Origin of the sequence: Streptomyces sp. NPDC005925 (assembly GCF_040638805.1) — a bacterium.
Classification (GTDB): domain Bacteria; phylum Actinomycetota; class Actinomycetes; order Streptomycetales; family Streptomycetaceae; genus Streptomyces.
The window spans coordinates 85,545-102,892 of the sequence record NZ_JBEXVL010000011.1 but is presented as its reverse complement, the minus strand read 5'-3'; the positions used below and the strand labels follow the sequence as shown (position 1 = coordinate 102,892).

Here is a 17,348-nt window from a genome sequence, read left to right as displayed (position 1 = left end):
CGAGGGGCGGTGGGGTCAGCTGTCGCCGACTCGCGCCCCCAGGGTCAGGTCGACCGTGTGTTCCTTGGCGTCCCGCTCGTACGTGATGCGGACCTTGTCACCGGGCGCGTGGGTCCAGATCTCGCCGATCAGGGTCGGGCCGCTGTCGATCACGTGGTCGTCGAGCTTGGTGATGACGTCACCGGGTTTGAGGCCCGCCTTGTCCGCCGGGCCGCCCGGCTCGACCGCCTTGGAGCCGCCGGCGCCCTGGTCGGTGATCTTCGCGCCGTTCGCCGACTCCTCCAGGGAGACGGACGCGCCGATCTTGGCGTACACCGGCTTGCCGGTCTTGATGAGTTCTTGCGCGACGTACTTGGCCTGGTTGATGGGGATGGCGAAGCCGAGGCCGATCGAGCCGGCCTGGCCGGTGCCGAAGCCGCCGTTGCTGGTGGACTGGATCGCGGAGTTGATGCCGATGACGTTGCCCCGCGCGTCCAGCAGCGGGCCGCCGGAGTTGCCCGGGTTGATCGACGCGTCGGTCTGCAGCGCGCTCATGTAGGAGGCCTGGCTGCCCGTGCCGTCGCTGGAGGCGACCGGGCGGTTCTTGGCGCTGATGATGCCCGTCGTGACCGTGTTCGACAGGCCGAAGGGCGCGCCGATCGCGATCGTCGAGTCACCGATGGCGACCTTGTCCGAGTTGCCGAGGGCGAGCGGCTTCAGGCCGGACGGCGCCTCCTTGAGCTTGATGACGGCGACGTCGTAGCCCTGCGCGTGGCCGACGACCTCCGCGTCGTACTTCCTGCCGTTCGGGAAGGTCGCCGACAGTTTGCCGCCGTCGACGGCCTCGGCCACCACGTGGTTGTTGGTGACGATGTGGCCCTGGGTGTCGAAGACGAAGCCCGTGCCCGTGCCGCCCTCGCCACTGTCGCTCGCGGCCTCGATGGTGACCGTGCTCGGCAGCGCTCTGGCGGACACCGCCGCGACCGTGCCCGCGTCGCGCTTGAGGTCGCCGCCGCTCTGCGAGGCGGACACCGTCGTGGAGCCGGTGTCGTCGTTGTTCTTGGCCAGCGTGTAGCCGAGGCCGCCGCCCAGGCCGCCCGCGATGAGCGCCGCGCCCAGGATCGCCGCGATCACACCGCCACGACCGCGGCCGGACCTGGGCGCTGCGGGCTGCTGGTGCGGGGCTCCCCAGCCCGCCGGTCCGCCGGGGCCGCCGGGGCCGCCGCCCGGGCCGCCGGGCCCCTGACCGCCACCGGGTCCGTAGGGGCCCTGACCGCCGTCGCCGTAGGGGCCACCGGGCGGCGGCGGAGGCGGGGGCCAGGAGGCGTCGGGCGCCGCGCCCTGCGGGCCGTGGCCGGCGCCGTGGCCCCCGGTGCCGGGGGAACCGCCCTGCGGCGGGCCCTGCGGGGTGGCCGGCTCCGGCGCGCCGGCCGAGGCGTACGCGGGAGCGGGACCGCCGGTCTGCGCCCCCTGCTGCCCCGCCGCTCCACCGGTGCCCGCGGGCACCGGTGGGAGCTGCGTCGTGGGCGGGTCGACGGCCGGGGCCGCCGCCTGCGGGGAGGCTGCGGGAGCGTCCACCGGCACGGGAGGTGCAGACGGGGCCGGGGGTACCGCGGTGCCCTCGTTCTCGGTGCTCACAGCTTTCTCTCCTCGATCCACGGCTGTTCTTCTCGGTCGCACTCGGCCACGCCGCTCACGCTGGTCGACGGACCGGTGCGGGTCAGCTGCACGGGTCTTTTCGTAGGTGTCAGCTTTTCCCACCAGCCGTCAGAGCACCATAAGCGGTGCCTGTGGGTCCACGGCCATTCTTTATATAGGTCATGTCAACCCAAAAGGTAGGAAGCTCGATGGCTCCGTCCGCACGCCTACCCCCGTGCGGTGGCACCATGACGCGGTGACCCACGCACGCCAGCACCGGATCCAGGTCGTCGCCCACCGCGGGGCCTCGGAAGACGCCCCCGAGCACACCCTGGCCGCCTACCGCAGGGCGATCGAGGACGGTGCGGACGCCCTCGAGTGCGACGTACGGCTGACCGCCGACGGTCACCTCGTCTGCGTCCACGACCGCCGCGTCAACCGCACGTCGAACGGCCGGGGCGCCGTGTCCGCGCTGGAGCTCGACGACCTCGCCGCCCTGGACTTCGGCTCGTGGAAGAACCGCGACGCCTTCCGGGGGCGCGACGAGGAACCCGACTGGGAGCACCGTCCCGAGGACCGCGAGGCGACCTCCGTCCTCACTCTGGAGCGGCTGCTCGAACTCGTCGCCGACGCCGGACGCCGCGTGGAGCTCGCCGTGGAGACCAAGCACCCCACGCGCTGGGCGGGCCAGGTCGAGGAGCGGCTGCTGCTCCTGCTGAAGCGGTTCGGTCTCGACGCCCCCGCGGACGCCGCCGAGTCACCGGTGCGCGTCATGAGTTTCTCCGCCAGATCGCTGCACCGCGTGCGTGTCGCCTCACCGACCCTTCCCACGGTGTACCTCATGCAGTTCGTCTCGCCCCGGCTGCGCGACGGACGACTGCCCGTGGGCGTCGGCGCCGCGGGCCCGTCGATCCGCATCGTGCGCAGTCACCCCACGTACGTGGAACGCCTGAAGCAGGCGGGGCACCAGGTGCACGTGTGGACGGTGAACGAGCCCGAGGACGTGGACCTGTGCACCGGGCTGGGTGTCGACGCCATCATCACCAACCGGCCGCGCGCGGTGCTGGACCGACTCGGCCGCTGACACCCGGGCCCCCGGGCCTGGAGCCCCCGCGCCCACGAGGGACCGGCACACGCGCGTAGACCGAACCGGACCGGCGCTTTTGAGTCGTCCGACCACGTGGCGTGCCGCGGCGCGTTCCCTCCGTGTCCGTACGGTGCGACGACGTCACCGGAGGGCGATCGACCGGTTTCCGGCACAGGCCCACCGGGCATTCACACCGTGGCGTGGGGCGAAGGAGGTCTCGGGGGTGGCGTTGGTGATGGCACAGGAAGTGCCCACGTCGTCGAGCATGGCCGTGCCCCATGGCCCTGCGGGCGTGGGGGAAGCAAGACAGCGGATGCGCAAGCAGTTGCGCGAGTGCGCCGTGGCGGAATCGGTCATCGACGACGCCGTTCTGGTTCTTTCCGAACTGCTGAGCAATGCGTGCAAGCACGGAAGGCCGTTGGGCGACGCTCTGGCCGGTGACGGTGACGTCCGGGCCGCGTGGCGCGTCGACCTGGTGGGCCGGCTTATCGTGGAGGTCACGGACGGGGGCGGCCCGACCCGCCCGGCCCCGGCCACGCCCTCGGTCACGGCGCACGGCGGCCGCGGGCTGAACATCATCACCGCGCTGGCCGACGACTGGGGCGTACGGGACGACATCCGGGGCGAAGTGACGGTGTGGGTGGTCGTGCACGGCGACGTCCACGATCCGGACGCCGGCCACCGCCGCGACGACTTCGCCGCTCGTGTGACGGCACCCGCCGTGCCGCCGATCCCCGGCCTGGACTTCGCGGACGCGTTCGACGACCTGGACTGACCGAACGGAACCGGCCCGGCCGGTCCGGCCCGGACCACGGAACATGCCTGCTGCCCGGAGCCGTCCGACGAGCGCACCCGGTACGTCTTCCAGACCCGCACCGTCGTGCGCACCCGGTACGTCATCCACACCCGGGCCGTTGTCCACAGGTTCCCGTCGGCCATGGCATGAACGGCTAGGCTCCCGACGTACGAGACGAGCCGTAACCGGGAGACACCCAAGATGGCCAAGAAGCGCACCCAGACGAAGGCCAAGCGCCCGCAGCTCACTGACGGAGAGGTCCCGGTCGTCGGCGCCCGCGAGCCCTGCCCGTGCGGCAGCGGTCGCCGTTACAAGGCCTGTCACGGCCGGGCCGCCGCGCACGCGGTGACCGAGCTGGTGCACCGGCCGTTCGAAGGACTGCCCGCCGAGGGCGACTGGGTGGCCCTGCGCGAGCTGGTGCCCGCGGCCACGGTCGAGCTGACCCTGAAGGACGGCCTGCCCGCGGACGTCCCGTCGGTCACGCTGGCCACGGTGCTGCCGATGGCCTGGCCCGCGCTGCGCCGCGACGACGGCTCGGTGCTGCTCGGCCTGCAGAACGACACCTCGTCGGGCGACATCAGCCGCGACCTCGCCGACACCCTGCGGCGCGCTCTGGAGGCGCAGCCGGGTACGCCGGTGCAGGGCCGCCGCGCCCCGGCCGACGGTCCGCGGCTTCAGGACGTACTGGCCCCGGAGGGCGCGTTCGAGCCAGTCGTGCACGACGGATTCGAGTTCTGGGTCCCCGACCCGGAGAACGCGACACCGGACGTGACCGCCTCCCTGGAGCGGGCCAACGCCGCGGCCATCCCGACCGTCCGGCTGCAGGGCGTCGACGCCGCGTACTGGTGCGAGACGCCGGAGAAGAACCACCTGCGGTGGGTCATGCCGCACGCCGAGGAGCAGCTTCTGGACGCGCTCGCGCGGCTGCACGCGGCGGGCACGTCGAGCCTGGGCGAGGGCACGCGCCTCGTGGGTTCCTTCCGCGCGCACGGGCTGACCGTGCCGGTGTGGGACCTGCCGACCGGGATGACGGCGCAGGACGTGGAGAAGCCGGCCGCCGCGTTCGCCGAGCGTCTGGCTGCCGTGCTGGACGCCGACACGCCGCTCACCGCGGACGAGCGCCGTGCGCGGGGCGGGCTCACCAACCGGCAGGTCACGCTGAGCTGAGGGCGCGCCACGCCGACGGTGCGGACGGTGACTCCGGTCACAACTCCTGGTGGAAACCCGCTAGTCGGTGACTGGAAAAGCTGAGATCGAATTTGCGAACTGCCGATCTCTTGTTACCGTTCCCATAGCCCGGTTGCTGGTGCATCCCCCGTCGCCAGCAACCGGGTCTTTTCCTGCGCACGGTTCCTCACGGGCCGCAGCTGACTCTCAACTCCCTGTTTGCACAGGCGAGTTGCTCCCGGAGCGAAGCAGCAGCGAACCGCGCGCACCGCTTCCGGCCTCCGCGAACTCCGCGACCGCCGTGTGGACCCACGGCCCGTCACCGGCCGGTTCCCTGGGTGTCTCGCACATGGCGGGCGCGTCCCCCGCGCCGATGGCGCAGTGCGTCCGCACTGCGCGCCCCCCGGGCCCCATGAGGCCGAGTACGGCGGTCAGGGCGGCGCCGGTCGCGTTGCGGTAGTAGGTGCGCGCCCAGGTCTCGGTGCCCTGGATCAGGACACACGTCTGCGCCTCGATCCCGCCGGGGGTAGCGAGCTCGGGCCCGCAGCGCACGGCGGTGCCGACCCCGACACCGAGCGCCGGCGATGCGGCCGAGGGGGTGGGCGACTCCGGTGACCGGTCCGGCCCGGCGGGTGCCCGTGGTCCGCCCGGAATGCCGAGAGGCGCTTTGCCGTTGTCCCCGCGCGTCCGTTCCCCCGGCCCGACGGCGCCGCCGGGCCCGCCCCGTCCCTCCTCGCGTACGGATCCCGATGCCGCTGTCAGCGGCAGGAGGGCCGCGCACGCGACGGCGCACGCCAGGGCCAGGAGCCGGGCGCGGTGCGGGCCCGGGCAGCGGCGGGACGGGCGCGGCACACGGTGTTCACCGGGGGGACGCAGCATGCGGGGAACGTAACGCGCGGTGCCGCGCGCCCGGGCCCGCCGCGTCCGACACCCCTACAACTCGGGCGCGCTCACACCCGTACGAGTGAGGGCCTCGACCACGGCGTCCACCACGGCCTCCACGTCGGGAACCCACGGGGCGGCCGAGCCGGGCAGCGGCGCGCGCTCCCAGTGGACGGTGCCCTGACCGGTCTCGGAAGGGGGCAGCGTGATGTAGCCGCCCTCGCCGTGGAAGCGGAGGGATCCCGGCACGAAGTCCTTGGCGTACAGCAGGTCGCCGAGCTGCTCCATGGAGTACGGCTTCACGAGGATCGACCAGCGGTCGGGCCCGGCCACGACGGGGCCGAGCCGGATGCCCGTCCGGTCGAGCGCCTCCAGGGCGTGGGCGGCGGGCAGGGCGGGCAGCGACACCGCGCACGGCGCCCTTCCGCCGGTGGCCAGGATGATCGGCGCGTCCGGCCGGTTGCTCCACCACCAGCGCACCATGCGTTCGTCCGTGGTGGCCGCGAGGAGGCCGGGGTCGAAGGGGTGCGCGCCCGGCACCGTGCAGTCAGGGTCGGGGCAGGCGCAGCGGGACCGCCCGCGGGGGTCACCCGCCACACCCGGGAGTACGGGCCACTGCCATGTGGTGGCGAACGTCAGGGCCGCGCCGTTCAACTCAGGCCGCCCGCTGCCACGCCGGGACAGGAGCCTGCGTCGCCTTCCGAGGATCTCGCGCATGAGCGCTCGTTCCTTTCCGTTGCACGCCTGGCAACACCGAGAGTCCACATCACGTCATGTGTCGATCACTTCACTGTGCGTACCTGTTGGCGCATCACACCCCTGTCCTGGACAAGGGGATCCCCTATGGGCCGAACGTCTGTGCGTCCGCGGCGGCCTCGCCCGTGCTGCGTGGGTCTGAGCACCGGCGTGGCGTGGGGGTGGCGAAGTCTGGCGTTTTGCCGTCGCGCGTGGTTCTCTCCGCCTCCGCCACGGGAGGATGGGGCACGGTCGTCGGTGGCTAAGACGCCCGGAGTGGTCACCAGGTTCCCCGGTGGCTTGTCAACCACCTTGACCTTCTCCGAGTACGTACCCATCACGACCGCTGTGACGCTCCGTCGAGCACGCCCAGTCGACCGCAACAAACCGTTCCCCGAGGCGGTTTTAAGCCAACTTTGCCATTCCGCAATAATTCTGGAAGGAGTCCGGCGAGGCCCTGCGGACATCAGCGATCCCCGCAGGACAATGCTGGACATCCCCTCACGAGTGCGTGTACATGTGAAGACACTGCTAGCGGCGCAGAATGACATGGGGGTTTGCGATGCTTTTCAGCAGTACGCACCGGTCGGAAAGCCGGACATCATGAATGCCCCTCACCCGTCGAAAGTGGCCGGAATCGATCCCACGATCCCGCCGCCCGCACACACTGTCGCGCCCGCCGCCGCGCCCGGTACCACCCCGGTGCCCCCGCCGCACGCCGCGATCGCCCCCGGCACGGCCCTCCAGGACCGGCTCGCCGGCTGGATCTCGGACCTCACGACCCTCCACGAACTCACCGAGCGCCTGGTCCGCACCGACTCCCTCGGCGCCGCGCTCCAGGAACTGCTGAACGCCGGAGCCGCCCTGGTCGGAGCCCGGCGCGGCCTCGTCGTCCTGGAGCCGGCCGACCGGCTCGGGCCCGACACCACCGTAGGTCTCGGGCTCGGGCAGGCCGATCTCGGGCACCTGGAGACCGTGCCGCGCGGTTCCCTGGCCATCGGCCGGATCCTCGACGGGCTGCCCGGCGGCGACGGCGAGATCACCCAGCCCGACCTGATGGCCGACGAGTCGCTCGACCCCCGGCACCGCGAGGTCGCCGCCCGCCTCGGCTACGCCGCCAGTTACGCGCTGCCCCTGACCGGCGAGCACACCGGCCGTATCGGCGCCGCCCTGTGGCTCTACGACGAGCCCGCCGAGCCGGACGCGCACCGCCGCCACCTCGTGGGCCTCTACACCCGCTACGCCACCGCGCACCTGTCCCGCCTCGTGGAGGTCGAGCGCACGCGCGCGTGCCTGGCGACGATGTCGGAGGAACTGCTGCCCTCCCGGCTGCCGCGCGTCCCCGGCGTGCAGCTCGCCGCGCGGCGCCGCACCGGCCCGCGCGGCGGCGGCGACTGGTACGACGCGCTGCCGCTGCCGGACGCCGCGCTCGGTCTGGCCGTCGGTTCGGTCACCGGCTCGGGCCCGAGCGCGGTGGCGGCGATGGGCCGGCTGCGGGCGTCGCTGCGGGCCTACGCCGTGATGGAGGGCGAGGATCCGGTGGCCGTGCTGTCCGACCTGGAGCTGCTGCTGCGGCTGACCGAGCCGGCCCGGTCGGCCACCGCGCTGTTCGGCTACTGCGAGCCCGCCCTGCGCAAGATCACCGTGGCCGGTGCCGGGCACAGCCCGCCGCTGCTGATCGGCGAGCGGCGCACCGAGTTCGTGGAGACGTCCGTGTCCGCGCCGCTCGGCATGCTCGCCTGCTGGGAGGCGCCCAGCGTGGAGTTCCAGATCGACCCCGGAGAGACGGTGCTGCTCTACACGGACGGTCTGCTGCACCGTACCGGCGACCCCGCCGACCGGGCCTTCGCCCGGCTGCACGCGGCGGCGGCGAGCGTCCCCAGGGCGCTCCGCCGGGACCCCGGCGCCCTCGCCGACCACGTCCTGCGGACGGTGCTCCCGGACGGGCTGGACGCGGCCGACAGCGAGGAGGACGTGGTGCTGCTGGCGGTGCGGTTCGAGTAGCGGCCCGGCGGGGGGCGGGAGGCATCGCGGGGCCGCCGTCCCGCGATGCGCAGGAGGCACCGCGGGACACTCATTGCGGGAGCGTCCCGGCACTTCGGGCGTGAGCGCCGGTAAACGGTTTTTCGGCCCCTGGCTCCACCGCCCCGCGACCGTACGATGGGGGTCGGTCCCATGCCGTACCCAAGGAGGATGACCGTGGCGGAGGAGCTTCCGGAGACCCCGGAGAGTGCCGAGGAAGAGCCGATCAAGCAGCGCAAGAACGGCCTGTACCCGGGCGTGTCCGACGAGCTTGCCGAGAACATGAAGAGCGGCTGGGCCGACACCGAACTGCGTGACCTGGAGCCGATCCCCCAGGCCGCCGAGACCGCCGCCCGGCGCGCCGCGCTGTCCGCCCGCTTCCCCGGCGACCGCATCGTCGTCCCGGCGGGCAGCCTGAAGACCCGCTCGAACGACACCGATTACCCCTTCCGGGCCTCCGTCGAGTACGCATACCTCACCGGCGACCGGACCGAGGACGGCGTCCTCGTCATGGAGCCGGTCGCGGGCGGGCACCGGGCCACGATCTACCTGCTGCCGCGTTCCGACCGGGAGAACGGCGAGTTCTGGCTGGACGGCCAGGGCGAGCTGTGGGTCGGCCGCCGCCACTCCCTCACCGAGGCCGGGAAGCTGTACGGCATCCCCGCCTCCGACGTGCGCGAACTCGCCGGCAAGCTGCGCGAGGCGCCCGGCCCGGTGCGCGTCGTACGCGGCCACGACGCCCGCGTCGAGGCCGCACTGACCGACAAGGTCACCGCCGAGCGCGACGAGGAGCTGCGGGTCTTCCTCTCCGAGATGCGGCTCGTCAAGGACGACTTCGAGATCGGCGAGCTGCAGAAGGCCGTCGACTCCACGGTGCGCGGCTTCGAGGACGTCGTGAAGGTCCTCGACAAGGCCGAGGCGACCAGCGAGCGCTACATCGAAGGGACGTTCTTCCTCCGCGCGCGCGTGGAGGGCAACGACGTCGGCTACGGCTCCATCTGCGCCGCCGGCCCGCACGCCTGCACGCTGCACTGGGTACGCAACGACGGCCCGGTCCGCTCCGGCGACCTGCTGCTGCTCGACGCAGGCGTGGAGACGCACACGTACTACACCGCCGACGTCACGCGCACGCTGCCGGTCGGCGGCCGGTACACCGGGATCCAGAAGAAGATCTACGACGCCGTGTACGAGGCCCAAGAGGCCGGGATCGCGGCCGTGCAGCCGGGTGCCAAGTACCGGGACTTCCACGACGCTGCGCAGCGGGTGCTCACCGAGAAGCTGGTGGAGTGGGGCCTGGTCGAGGGGCCGGTCGAGCGGGTGCTGGAGCTGGGGCTCCAGCGGCGCTGGACGCTGCACGGCACGGGCCACATGCTCGGCATGGACGTCCACGACTGCGCCGCCGCGCGGACCGAGACGTACGTCCAGGGGACGCTGGAGCCGGGCATGGTGCTCACCGTCGAGCCCGGGCTGTACTTCCAGGCCGACGATCTGACCGTGCCGGAGGAGTACCGGGGCATCGGCGTGCGGATCGAGGACGACATCCTCGTGACGGCCGACGGCAACCGGAACCTGTCGGCGGGGCTGCCGCGCCGCTCGGACGAGGTCGAGAGCTGGATGGCGGCGCTGAAGGGCTGAGACGGGCCGTTTGCCGGCGGGCGTGTTCGTCGCGGTCCGCCGGCGGTCCGCCCGTCGGCGGTCTCGCACGAAGGGCCGGGCACCACCCTGGTGGCGCCCGGCCCTTCGTGCGGGCCGCCGGGACGAAGAGCGGGGCAGAGGCCCGGCAGCCGGTGAGCGCGGAGTGACGCGCCCACGCGCCACGGCGTCTACACGGCGACCAGCGGGGAGTCCTTCTTCCACTTCAGGATCTTGTCGAAGCTGACCACCGCGCCGCCCCGGCCGGGCTTGTTGCCGATCTGGACGTGGTCGGTGAGCTGCTCGATGAGGCACAGGCCCCGGCCGTGCTCGGCGTCGGCGTGCGGCAGGCGTGCCGGCCGGACCGGGGTCCGTACCGGGGCCGAGTCGTGGGCGAAGCCCGGTCCCGCGTCGGTGACCTCGATGCGACATCGCTCGCCGTCGAGGTAGGCGGTCACGCGGTAGGCCGCCGTGGCGCCGCCGCGGCCGTCGTCGCCGCCGTGCTCCACGGCGTTCGCGCAGGCCTCGGTGAGGGCCACGGAGAGCTCGTAGGAGATGTCGGGGTCGACGCCCGCGGTCTCCATGGTGCCGAGCAGCAGGCGACGGGCCAGCGGCACGCTCGCAGCCTCGCGCCGAAGATGGAGGGACCACCAGATGCTCATGCTCCAGCCTCCTGGCCGCGGCTCGACATACCGTTACGTATTGCCCCGAGTACTCGCCGGTAAGCACAAAGTTGACGTGATGCCGCCCATACGGGGGATATGCCGGGGGTCGCCCCCCGGTGTATGCGTGGCCACCTGCCCCCAAAACGTGATCAGACGGTGGTACGTCGTCTTCTGCACCTGCCGTACCGCCCCTGTCCCGCCGGTGCCATGATGGGGCCGTTATGACGGCCCCCCGCCAGTGCGCGCGCCCCGGGCACGATCTCCGGGTGCTGAGGGCCGCGGTGTTCGCCGCGGTCTGCGTCGTGCTGGCCGCGGCCGGGCACGTACTGGCCTCCCTCGCCCCGGTCCCGCTGTGGACGCTCGGCCTGGCATTCCTCGGGGCGGCCGTGGTCGCCGCGCCGTTCACCGGACGCGACCGTTCACTGCCGGCCGTCGTGGCGGTGCTCGCGGTCGGACAGACCGTGCTGCACACGCTCTTCGGGCTGGGGCAGCACATGTCGGCCGCCCCCGCATCCGGAACGGGCGCCGCCACGCTGTCCGACGCCACGCTCGCCGACCATGCCGCGCGCTTCGTGTGCGGGACCACGTCGGCGGCGCTCAGCCCCGCCGAGGCCCACCGGATCCTCACCGACGCCCACGTGCACCCCGGCCTCGCCGGGCACGCCGTCGCCGCGCACCACCATCCGGCGGACGCCATGACCGCCGCCACGGGTTCCTCTGCCGTGCTGCTGCCGTCCCTGTCGATGCTGCTCGGCCACGTCCTCGCGGCCGTTGCCGTCGGCTGGCTGCTGCGCCGCGGGGACCTGGCCCTGCTGCGGCTGCTGCAGATGCCCGCGCTGTCGGCGCGCACCGTCGCGGAGGGGGCGCTCGTCCGGTCCCTGCGCGGGGCGCTGGCGCTGGCCCGTGCCCTGTACGCCGGGCTGCCGGGCTCGCCGCCGGACCGGCCGGGCCTGCCGAGCACCGCGCTGCTCGCGCCACCGGAGCTCCGTACCACCGCGCTTCAGCACACCGTCGTCCGGCGCGGCCCGCCCGTCGACGCCTTCGTCCTCGCCGCCTGACACGACGCGACCACCGCTCCGCCGACCTGTGCCGGAGGGGGCCGCCGTCGTGCGGCACGCGCGTGCGCCGTTCCTCCGTCGTTTCCGGGAGGGCCCGTCGGGCTCTTGTTCCGGGGGTGGTCGGCCGCGTGCGCATTCCCCCGTCACCATCACGTCACCGGGACGTACGGGCGTCAGCCCCGTGCCCCGGCGACCCACTCGAAGCGGAGTGCTCTTTCATGAAGGCTTCTCGTATCGCCGCCGCCGGCGCCGTCGCCGCCACCGCCGTGCTCGCCCTGTCCTCCCCCGCGCTCGCGCACGTCTCCGTGCAGCCGGAGGGCGCTGCCGCCAAGGGCGGCTACGCCGTGGTGAACTTCAAGGTTCCCAACGAGCGGGACAACGCCTCCACCACCAAGCTCGAGGTCAGCTTCCCGACCGACCACCCGCTGGCGTCCGTGATGCCGGAGCCCGTCGACGGCTGGAAGATCGAGGTCACCCGGTCCACGCTGGACAAGCCCCTCGAACTGCACGGCAACAAGATCACCGAGGCCGTCTCCAAGGTCACCTGGACCGCCGACGGCGAGGGCGTCCGGCCGGGCTACTTCCAGAAGTTCCCGCTCTCCCTCGGCGCCCTGCCCGAGGACACCGACGAGCTCGCCTTCAAGGCCATCCAGACGTACTCCAACAAGGAGGTCGTGCGCTGGATCGAGGTGCCGCAGGAGGGCCAGGCGGAGCCCGAGCACCCGGCGCCGGTGCTGGAGCTGTCGGCCGCCGAGGAGGACGGACACTCCCGCGGGGCGGCCGCGCAGGAGACCTCCGGCGACGCGGGGCACACCGACAGCGCCGCCCCCGCCGAGGACGGTGACGGCACCGACACGACCGCTCGCGTCCTGGGCATCGCCGGCATCGTGGTCGGCGCGGCCGGTGTCGGCTACGGCGTGTTCGCGGGCCGCCGCCGTACCACCGCCTGACGAACCTCTCGCCCGGCGCGCACCGGGGCCGTGCGGCCCCGGTGCGCGCCGGGAACACTCACCTCTGGGACATTCTTCTATGCGCACCAAGACGTTCGCGGCGGCCGTACTGCTCGCCGCCGCCTCCCTGACGCTCTCCGCCTGCGACAGCGGCGGCGACGAGCCCGTCGCCGCGGTCTCCGAGGAGGCCGGGTCCGACCGGGCGGCCACCGTCCTCGACAAGCCGTTCGAGAAGCCGGACCTCGTCCTCACCGACACCAAGGGTGAGAAGTACGACCTGCGCGCGGCCACCGCGGGCAGGCCCACCCTCGTCTACTTCGGCTACACGCACTGCCCCGACGTGTGCCCGCTGACGATGAGCAACCTCGCCGTCGCCAAGAAGCGGCTGCCCCAAGCGGAGCAGGACAAGCTGCGGGTCGTGTTCGTCACCACCGACCCCGAGCGCGACACCTCGGCCGAGCTCGGTACCTGGCTCAAGGGCATCGACTCCGACTTCGTCGGCCTGACCGGCGAGTTCGACACGATCCAGGCAGGCGCCCGCACCCTCGGCATCTCCATCGACCCGCCGCACAAGGACAAGAACGGCAAGATCGTCTCGATGCACGGCACCCAGGTCATCGCGTTCTCGCCGAAGACCGACGCCGGGTACGTGCTCTACGGGGAGGACGCCGGACCCGACGACTACCTCAAGGACCTGCCCCGGCTGATCAAGGGCGAGAAGCCGTGAAGCGGGTGCCGAGCCGGGTCGGAGGGCTGAAGGCGGCCAGAAAGCCGGGACGGGTGAAGCCGGCCGGTCCGCCCGCCGTCTCCCTCGGTCTCGCCGGGGCGCTCGCCGGGACGCTCGCCCTGACGGGCTGCGGCAGCTCCCCGGACTCGTCCTCCGGCTCCGCGCCCGAGCTGTCCGTCAGCGCCGCCTACATGCCGCAGCCCGTCTCCGACACCATGGCGGCCGGATTCCTCACCGTCACCAACGTCGGCGGCACCGACGACGAACTGACCTCCGTCACCAGCCGGGCGTCGGGGCGGATCACCGTGCACCGGACCGTCGACGGCGCCATGCGCGAAGTCGACGGCCTGACGATCCCGGCTCACGGCAGGCTCGTCCTGGAGAGCGGCGGCAACCACCTGATGTTCGACGAGCTGAAGCGGCGGCCCACGCAGGGTGAGACGGTCCCCGTCGAGCTGCGCTTCGCCCACTCCGACCCGGTCACGGTCGACATGCCGGTGAAGCCGGCCACGTACCGGCCGGCTTCCGGACACTGAGGGAGGGACCACCGTGACGCAGACCACCGCCCCCCGCACACGCATCCTGGTGCTGCTGGTGCCGCTGTTCCTGGCGGTCGCCGGCGCGCTGCTCGCCGGCGCCGCACCGGCCTCCGCGCACGCCGCGCTGACCGGCAGCGACCCCCGGCAGGGGGCGGTGGTCGACCGGGCCCCGAACCGGGTCACGCTCACCTTCTCCGAGGAGGTGGCGATGTCCGGCGGCGCGCTGCGCGTCCTCGACCCCCAGGGCAAGCGCGTCGACAGCGGCACGCCGGCCAGGGTGAGCGGCACGACGTACGGCGTCGGACTCCACTCCGGCCTGCCCGACGGCACCTACACCGTGACCTACCAGGTGGTCTCCGCGGACAGCCACCCCGTCGCCGGTGCCTACACCTTCTCCGTCGGCGCGCCCTCCAAGACGTCTGTCCCGCTGGCCGCGCAGGCGGCGGGCGGCGGAATCGTCGGCTTCCTGTACGGGGCCGGGCGCTACGTGTCGTACGCCGGGTACGCCGTCCTCGTGGGCGGCGCCGCTTTCGTCCTCGCCTGCTGGCCGCGCGGTTCCGGGGTGCGGGCCGTGCAGCGTTTCGTGGCGAGCGGGTGGGTCGCGCTCACCGCCGCGACGCTCGCGCTGCTGCTCCTGCGCGGCTCCTACACCGGCTCGGGCAAGGCCGGCGACGTGGTCGACCTGGACCTGCTCGGGCAGGTGCTGCAGACCAAGGCGGGCAGCGCCCTGGTGTCCCGGCTGCTGCTGCTCGCCGCAGCCGCGCTGTTCGTCGCGATGCTGTTCGGCGCCTACGACAAGCGGGCGGACGAGGAGAAGCGGGACCTCACCTTCGGGCTCGCGCTCGGCGGGAGCGTCGTCGCCGCGGGGCTCGCGGCGACCTGGGCGATGGCGGAGCACGCCTCCACGGGGCTCCAGCCGGGCATCGCCATGCCGGTCGACGTCCTCCATCTGCTGGCCGTCGCCACCTGGTTCGGCGGGCTCACGACCCTGCTCGTCGCCCTCCACCGGGCGCCCGCCGGCACACCGGTCACCGCCACGGCCGTACGACGCTTCTCCCGGGTCGCCCTCAGCAGCGTCGTCGCGCTCGTCGCCACCGGTGCGTACCAGTCGTGGCGGCAGCTCGGCTCCTGGTCGGCCTTCACCGAGACCCGGTACGGGCAGCTGCTGCTCGTGAAGCTGGGGCTCGTGGCGGCCGTGGTGGGCCTCGCCTGGTTCTCACGGCGGTGGACCGCGCGACTGGCGGACACGACCGCAGAAGCGGAGACGACGGACGCAGGAGCGCAGACGACGACCGGACTGGCCGAGGACACCGCCCGGGACACCGCCGTGGACACGGCCGCCGTCGTGCCCGAACGGACGCAGGGCGAGTCACCGGCGGCGGGGGAGCCTACGCGCGCCGGCGCGTCGGCCGCGGCCGGCGGGAAGGGCGACGTGGCCGGCTCCGCGCGCGCCGAGCAGCTCGCCCGGCAGGAGGCCGCCAAGGCCGCCGCCCGGCGCAGGCGGCTGCGGGACGCCGACCCGAACCGCTTCGGCCTGCGCCGCTCCGTGCTCGCCGAGGCCGGGGTCGCGGTCCTCGTCCTCCTCGCCACCACCCTGCTCACGCAGACCGAGCCGGGCCGCACCGAGCAGGACGCCGAGGCGGCAACGGTCGGCTCCGCGTCCTCCACCGACCCGGCCTCGCCGTCCGGTGCGCTGACCCTGGACATGCCGTTCGACACCGGCGGCAAGGACGGCAAGGGCCTCGTACGGATCGACCTCGACCCGGCGCGCGTGGGCGCCAACGCGACGCACGTCTACGTCCGGCGTCCCGACGGCCGTGCCTTCGACATTCCCGAGGTGAAGATCGCCTTCACCCTGGAGTCCAGGGACCTCGGGCCGCTGCCCGTGGTCCCCGACCACATCACCACCGGACACTGGTCGGCGAGCGGAGTGCAGCTCCCCATGGCGGGCGACTGGACGGTCGACGTCACCGTGCGGACCTCCGACATCGACCAGGTGACCGTCTCCAAGAACGCGCAGATCGGCTGAAGCACCATGCCTGACCAGTCCCTTTCGGCGGCCCGGGGCCCCGAAGCAGCGAAGGGTGCCGGGAGGACCGCACCCTCGGACCCGGCCGTGTCTCCGGGCGGCCCCGCTCCCGGGGCGGGCATCTCGCGGCGCCGGCTGCTCGGCACCGCCGGAGCCACCGGGCTCGTGCTCGGTGCGGCGGGCGGCGTCGCCGGGTACGCCGCCCGGCCCGCCGAGGCCACGCCGCTCACCGCCCTCGGCGCCGAGGAGGTGATGTTTCACGGGAAACATCAGCCCGGCATCGTCACGCCCATGCAGGCGCACGGCCATCTCGTCGCCTTCGACCTGGTGGGGGGCGCCGGGCGGAAAGAGGCGGCCGCCCTGCTGCGCCGCTGGTCGCGAACCGCCCGGCGGCTGATGGCGGGCGAGCCGGCGGCCCACGGTGACACGGACGTGTCCCGTGACGCCGGGCCGTCCTCGCTGACCGTCACGTTCGGCTTCGGGCACGGGTTCTTCGCCAGGACCGGCCTGGAGAAACAGCGCCCGGTCGCCCTGGACCCGCTGCCCGCCTTCTCCTCCGACCGGCTCGACAAGGCCCGCAGCGACGGTGACCTGTGGGTGCAGATCGGCTCCGACGACGCGCTGGTCGCCTTCCACGCGCTGCGCGCTCTCCAGAAGGAAGCGGGCCCGGCGGCCCGGCTGCGCTGGCAGATGAACGGCTTCAACCGCTCGCCGGGCGCCACCGACCGCCCCATGACCACCCGCAATCTGATGGGCCAGGTCGACGGCACACGCAATCCGAAGCCGAGCGAGCCCGACTTCGACCGGCGGATCTTCGTGCCCGCCTCGGGCGGGCCGTCCTGGATGGCGAACGGCTCCTACGTCGTCGTACGCCGCATCCGCATGCTCCTCGACGACTGGGAGAAGCTGCCGGTCAAGGCTCAGGAGGACGTCATCGGGCGGCGCAAGTCCGACGGTGCGCCGCTGACCGGCGGCGACGAGGAGACCGCGATGGACCTGGAGAGGGCGGACGCGCAGGGCGACCCGGTCGTCCCCGTGAACGCCCACGCCCGGATCAGCCGGCCGGACCAGAACGGCGGCGCGGCGATGCTCCGCCGCCCGTTCTCGTACCACGACGGCTTCGACGCGAAGGGTGTGCCCGACGCGGGTCTGCTGTTCATCTGCTGGCAGGCGGACCCGCTGCGCGGCTTCGTACCGGTGCAGCGCAAGCTCGACCGGGGCGACGCGCTGTCGCCGTTCATCCGGCACGAGGCGAGCGGCCTGTTCGCGGTGCCGGGCGGTGCGGCGGAGGGCGAGTACGTGGGGCAGCGGCTGCTGGAGGGATGAGGTTCCACGAGCCCCGGCCGTCGCCACGTCAGGGCTGATGAGGCCCCCCGAGCCCCGCCGCCGCGTGCGGGTCCCCGGAACACGCGGCGCTCGGAGACCGGGGTGTCAGTGCGTGA

At 73.2% G+C, this 17,348-nt stretch carries 15 protein-coding genes; 11 read left to right on the top strand and 4 right to left on the bottom strand.

What is annotated here, in order from left to right; all coding sequences use genetic code 11:
• Positions 1 to 15: 15 nt before the first annotated feature.
• Positions 16 to 1,617, bottom strand: coding sequence for a trypsin-like peptidase domain-containing protein (locus tag ABZ354_RS15990; RefSeq protein WP_358657060.1), 1,602 nt, complete (start codon positions 1,615 to 1,617; stop codon positions 16 to 18).
• A gap of 256 nt (positions 1,618 to 1,873) precedes the next feature.
• Here ABZ354_RS15990 and ABZ354_RS15985 point away from each other — a divergent pair, with 256 nt between their 5' ends.
• The 3 genes from ABZ354_RS15985 (at position 1,874) to ABZ354_RS15975 (ending at position 4,667) form a co-directional block, all read left to right on the top strand.
• A complete protein-coding gene (locus ABZ354_RS15985; protein WP_358657058.1) occupies positions 1,874 to 2,701 on the top strand; it encodes a glycerophosphodiester phosphodiesterase in 828 nt (275 codons plus the stop codon).
• A gap of 226 nt (positions 2,702 to 2,927) precedes the next feature.
• On the top strand, positions 2,928 to 3,479 hold the full coding sequence (locus ABZ354_RS15980; RefSeq protein WP_358657056.1) for an ATP-binding protein: 552 nt from the start codon (positions 2,928 to 2,930) through the stop codon (positions 3,477 to 3,479).
• A 222-nt stretch (positions 3,480 to 3,701) separates the two neighbouring features.
• Positions 3,702 to 4,667: a DUF5926 family protein gene (locus tag ABZ354_RS15975; RefSeq protein ID WP_358657054.1), complete on the top strand. Its 966-nt coding sequence runs from the start codon at positions 3,702 to 3,704 to the stop codon at positions 4,665 to 4,667.
• 207 nt (positions 4,668 to 4,874) lie between these two features.
• Here ABZ354_RS15975 and ABZ354_RS15970 read toward each other — a convergent pair whose 3' ends face one another.
• Complete coding sequence (locus tag ABZ354_RS15970; RefSeq protein WP_358657052.1) at positions 4,875 to 5,546, bottom strand: hypothetical protein; 672 nt, start codon at positions 5,544 to 5,546, stop codon at positions 4,875 to 4,877.
• A 54-nt stretch (positions 5,547 to 5,600) separates the two neighbouring features.
• Positions 5,601 to 6,266 (bottom strand): bifunctional DNA primase/polymerase, encoded by a 666-nt coding sequence (locus ABZ354_RS15965; protein WP_358657050.1) that lies wholly within the window; start codon positions 6,264 to 6,266, stop codon positions 5,601 to 5,603.
• A gap of 504 nt (positions 6,267 to 6,770) precedes the next feature.
• Here ABZ354_RS15965 and ABZ354_RS15960 point away from each other — a divergent pair.
• Entirely contained in the window at positions 6,771 to 8,288 is a 1,518-nt protein-coding gene (locus ABZ354_RS15960) for a PP2C family protein-serine/threonine phosphatase (RefSeq protein ID WP_358657048.1), read from the top strand.
• 189 nt (positions 8,289 to 8,477) lie between these two features.
• A complete protein-coding gene (locus ABZ354_RS15955; protein ID WP_358657046.1) occupies positions 8,478 to 9,941 on the top strand; it encodes an aminopeptidase P family protein in 1,464 nt (487 codons plus the stop codon).
• Positions 9,942 to 10,129: 188 nt separating this feature from the next.
• Here the strand turns inward: ABZ354_RS15955 and ABZ354_RS15950 are convergent, their stop codons facing one another.
• Complete coding sequence (locus ABZ354_RS15950) at positions 10,130 to 10,600, bottom strand: ATP-binding protein (RefSeq protein WP_358657044.1); 471 nt, start codon at positions 10,598 to 10,600, stop codon at positions 10,130 to 10,132.
• 224 nt (positions 10,601 to 10,824) lie between these two features.
• Between ABZ354_RS15950 and ABZ354_RS15945 the strand changes: the two genes are divergently transcribed.
• The 6 genes from ABZ354_RS15945 to efeB all read left to right on the top strand — a co-directional run bounded on the left by ABZ354_RS15945 (position 10,825) and on the right by efeB (position 17,232).
• Positions 10,825 to 11,661 carry a hypothetical protein gene (locus tag ABZ354_RS15945; protein WP_358657042.1) on the top strand — a complete coding sequence of 279 codons (837 nt, stop codon included), beginning with the start codon at positions 10,825 to 10,827 and terminating at the stop codon, positions 11,659 to 11,661.
• Between the two features lie 218 nt (positions 11,662 to 11,879).
• Positions 11,880 to 12,611 carry a YcnI family protein gene (locus ABZ354_RS15940; protein WP_358657040.1) on the top strand — a complete coding sequence of 244 codons (732 nt, stop codon included), beginning with the start codon at positions 11,880 to 11,882 and terminating at the stop codon, positions 12,609 to 12,611.
• A gap of 79 nt (positions 12,612 to 12,690) precedes the next feature.
• Entirely contained in the window at positions 12,691 to 13,338 is a 648-nt protein-coding gene (locus tag ABZ354_RS15935) for an SCO family protein (RefSeq protein ID WP_358657038.1), read from the top strand.
• Between the two features lie 53 nt (positions 13,339 to 13,391).
• Complete coding sequence (locus tag ABZ354_RS15930; RefSeq protein ID WP_358657179.1) at positions 13,392 to 13,874, top strand: copper chaperone PCu(A)C; 483 nt, start codon at positions 13,392 to 13,394, stop codon at positions 13,872 to 13,874.
• A 13-nt stretch (positions 13,875 to 13,887) separates the two neighbouring features.
• A complete protein-coding gene (locus tag ABZ354_RS15925; protein WP_358657037.1) occupies positions 13,888 to 15,906 on the top strand; it encodes a copper resistance protein CopC in 2,019 nt (672 codons plus the stop codon).
• A gap of 6 nt (positions 15,907 to 15,912) precedes the next feature.
• A complete protein-coding gene (gene efeB / locus ABZ354_RS15920; protein ID WP_358657036.1) occupies positions 15,913 to 17,232 on the top strand; it encodes an iron uptake transporter deferrochelatase/peroxidase subunit in 1,320 nt (439 codons plus the stop codon).
• Positions 17,233 to 17,348: the final 116 nt, after the last annotated feature.

Bases quoted from the DNA above. Each gene is read 5' to 3' on its own strand.
- efeB (WP_358657036.1), top strand. From the start codon at position 15,913: ATGCCTGACCAGTCCCTTTCGGCGGCCCGGGGCCCCGAAGCAGCGAAG.
- ABZ354_RS15940 (WP_358657040.1), top strand. From the start codon at position 11,880: ATGAAGGCTTCTCGTATCGCCGCCGCCGGCGCCGTCGCCGCCACCGCC.
- ABZ354_RS15950 (WP_358657044.1), bottom strand. From the start codon at position 10,600: ATGAGCATCTGGTGGTCCCTCCATCTTCGGCGCGAGGCTGCGAGCGTG.
- ABZ354_RS15965 (WP_358657050.1), bottom strand. From the start codon at position 6,266: ATGCGCGAGATCCTCGGAAGGCGACGCAGGCTCCTGTCCCGGCGTGGC.
- ABZ354_RS15975 (WP_358657054.1), top strand. From the start codon at position 3,702: ATGGCCAAGAAGCGCACCCAGACGAAGGCCAAGCGCCCGCAGCTCACT.
- ABZ354_RS15955 (WP_358657046.1), top strand. From the start codon at position 8,478: ATGACCGTGGCGGAGGAGCTTCCGGAGACCCCGGAGAGTGCCGAGGAA.
- ABZ354_RS15960 (WP_358657048.1), top strand. From the start codon at position 6,771: ATGCTGGACATCCCCTCACGAGTGCGTGTACATGTGAAGACACTGCTA.
- ABZ354_RS15945 (WP_358657042.1), top strand. From the start codon at position 10,825: ATGACGGCCCCCCGCCAGTGCGCGCGCCCCGGGCACGATCTCCGGGTG.
- ABZ354_RS15935 (WP_358657038.1), top strand. From the start codon at position 12,691: ATGCGCACCAAGACGTTCGCGGCGGCCGTACTGCTCGCCGCCGCCTCC.
- ABZ354_RS15970 (WP_358657052.1), bottom strand. From the start codon at position 5,546: ATGCTGCGTCCCCCCGGTGAACACCGTGTGCCGCGCCCGTCCCGCCGC.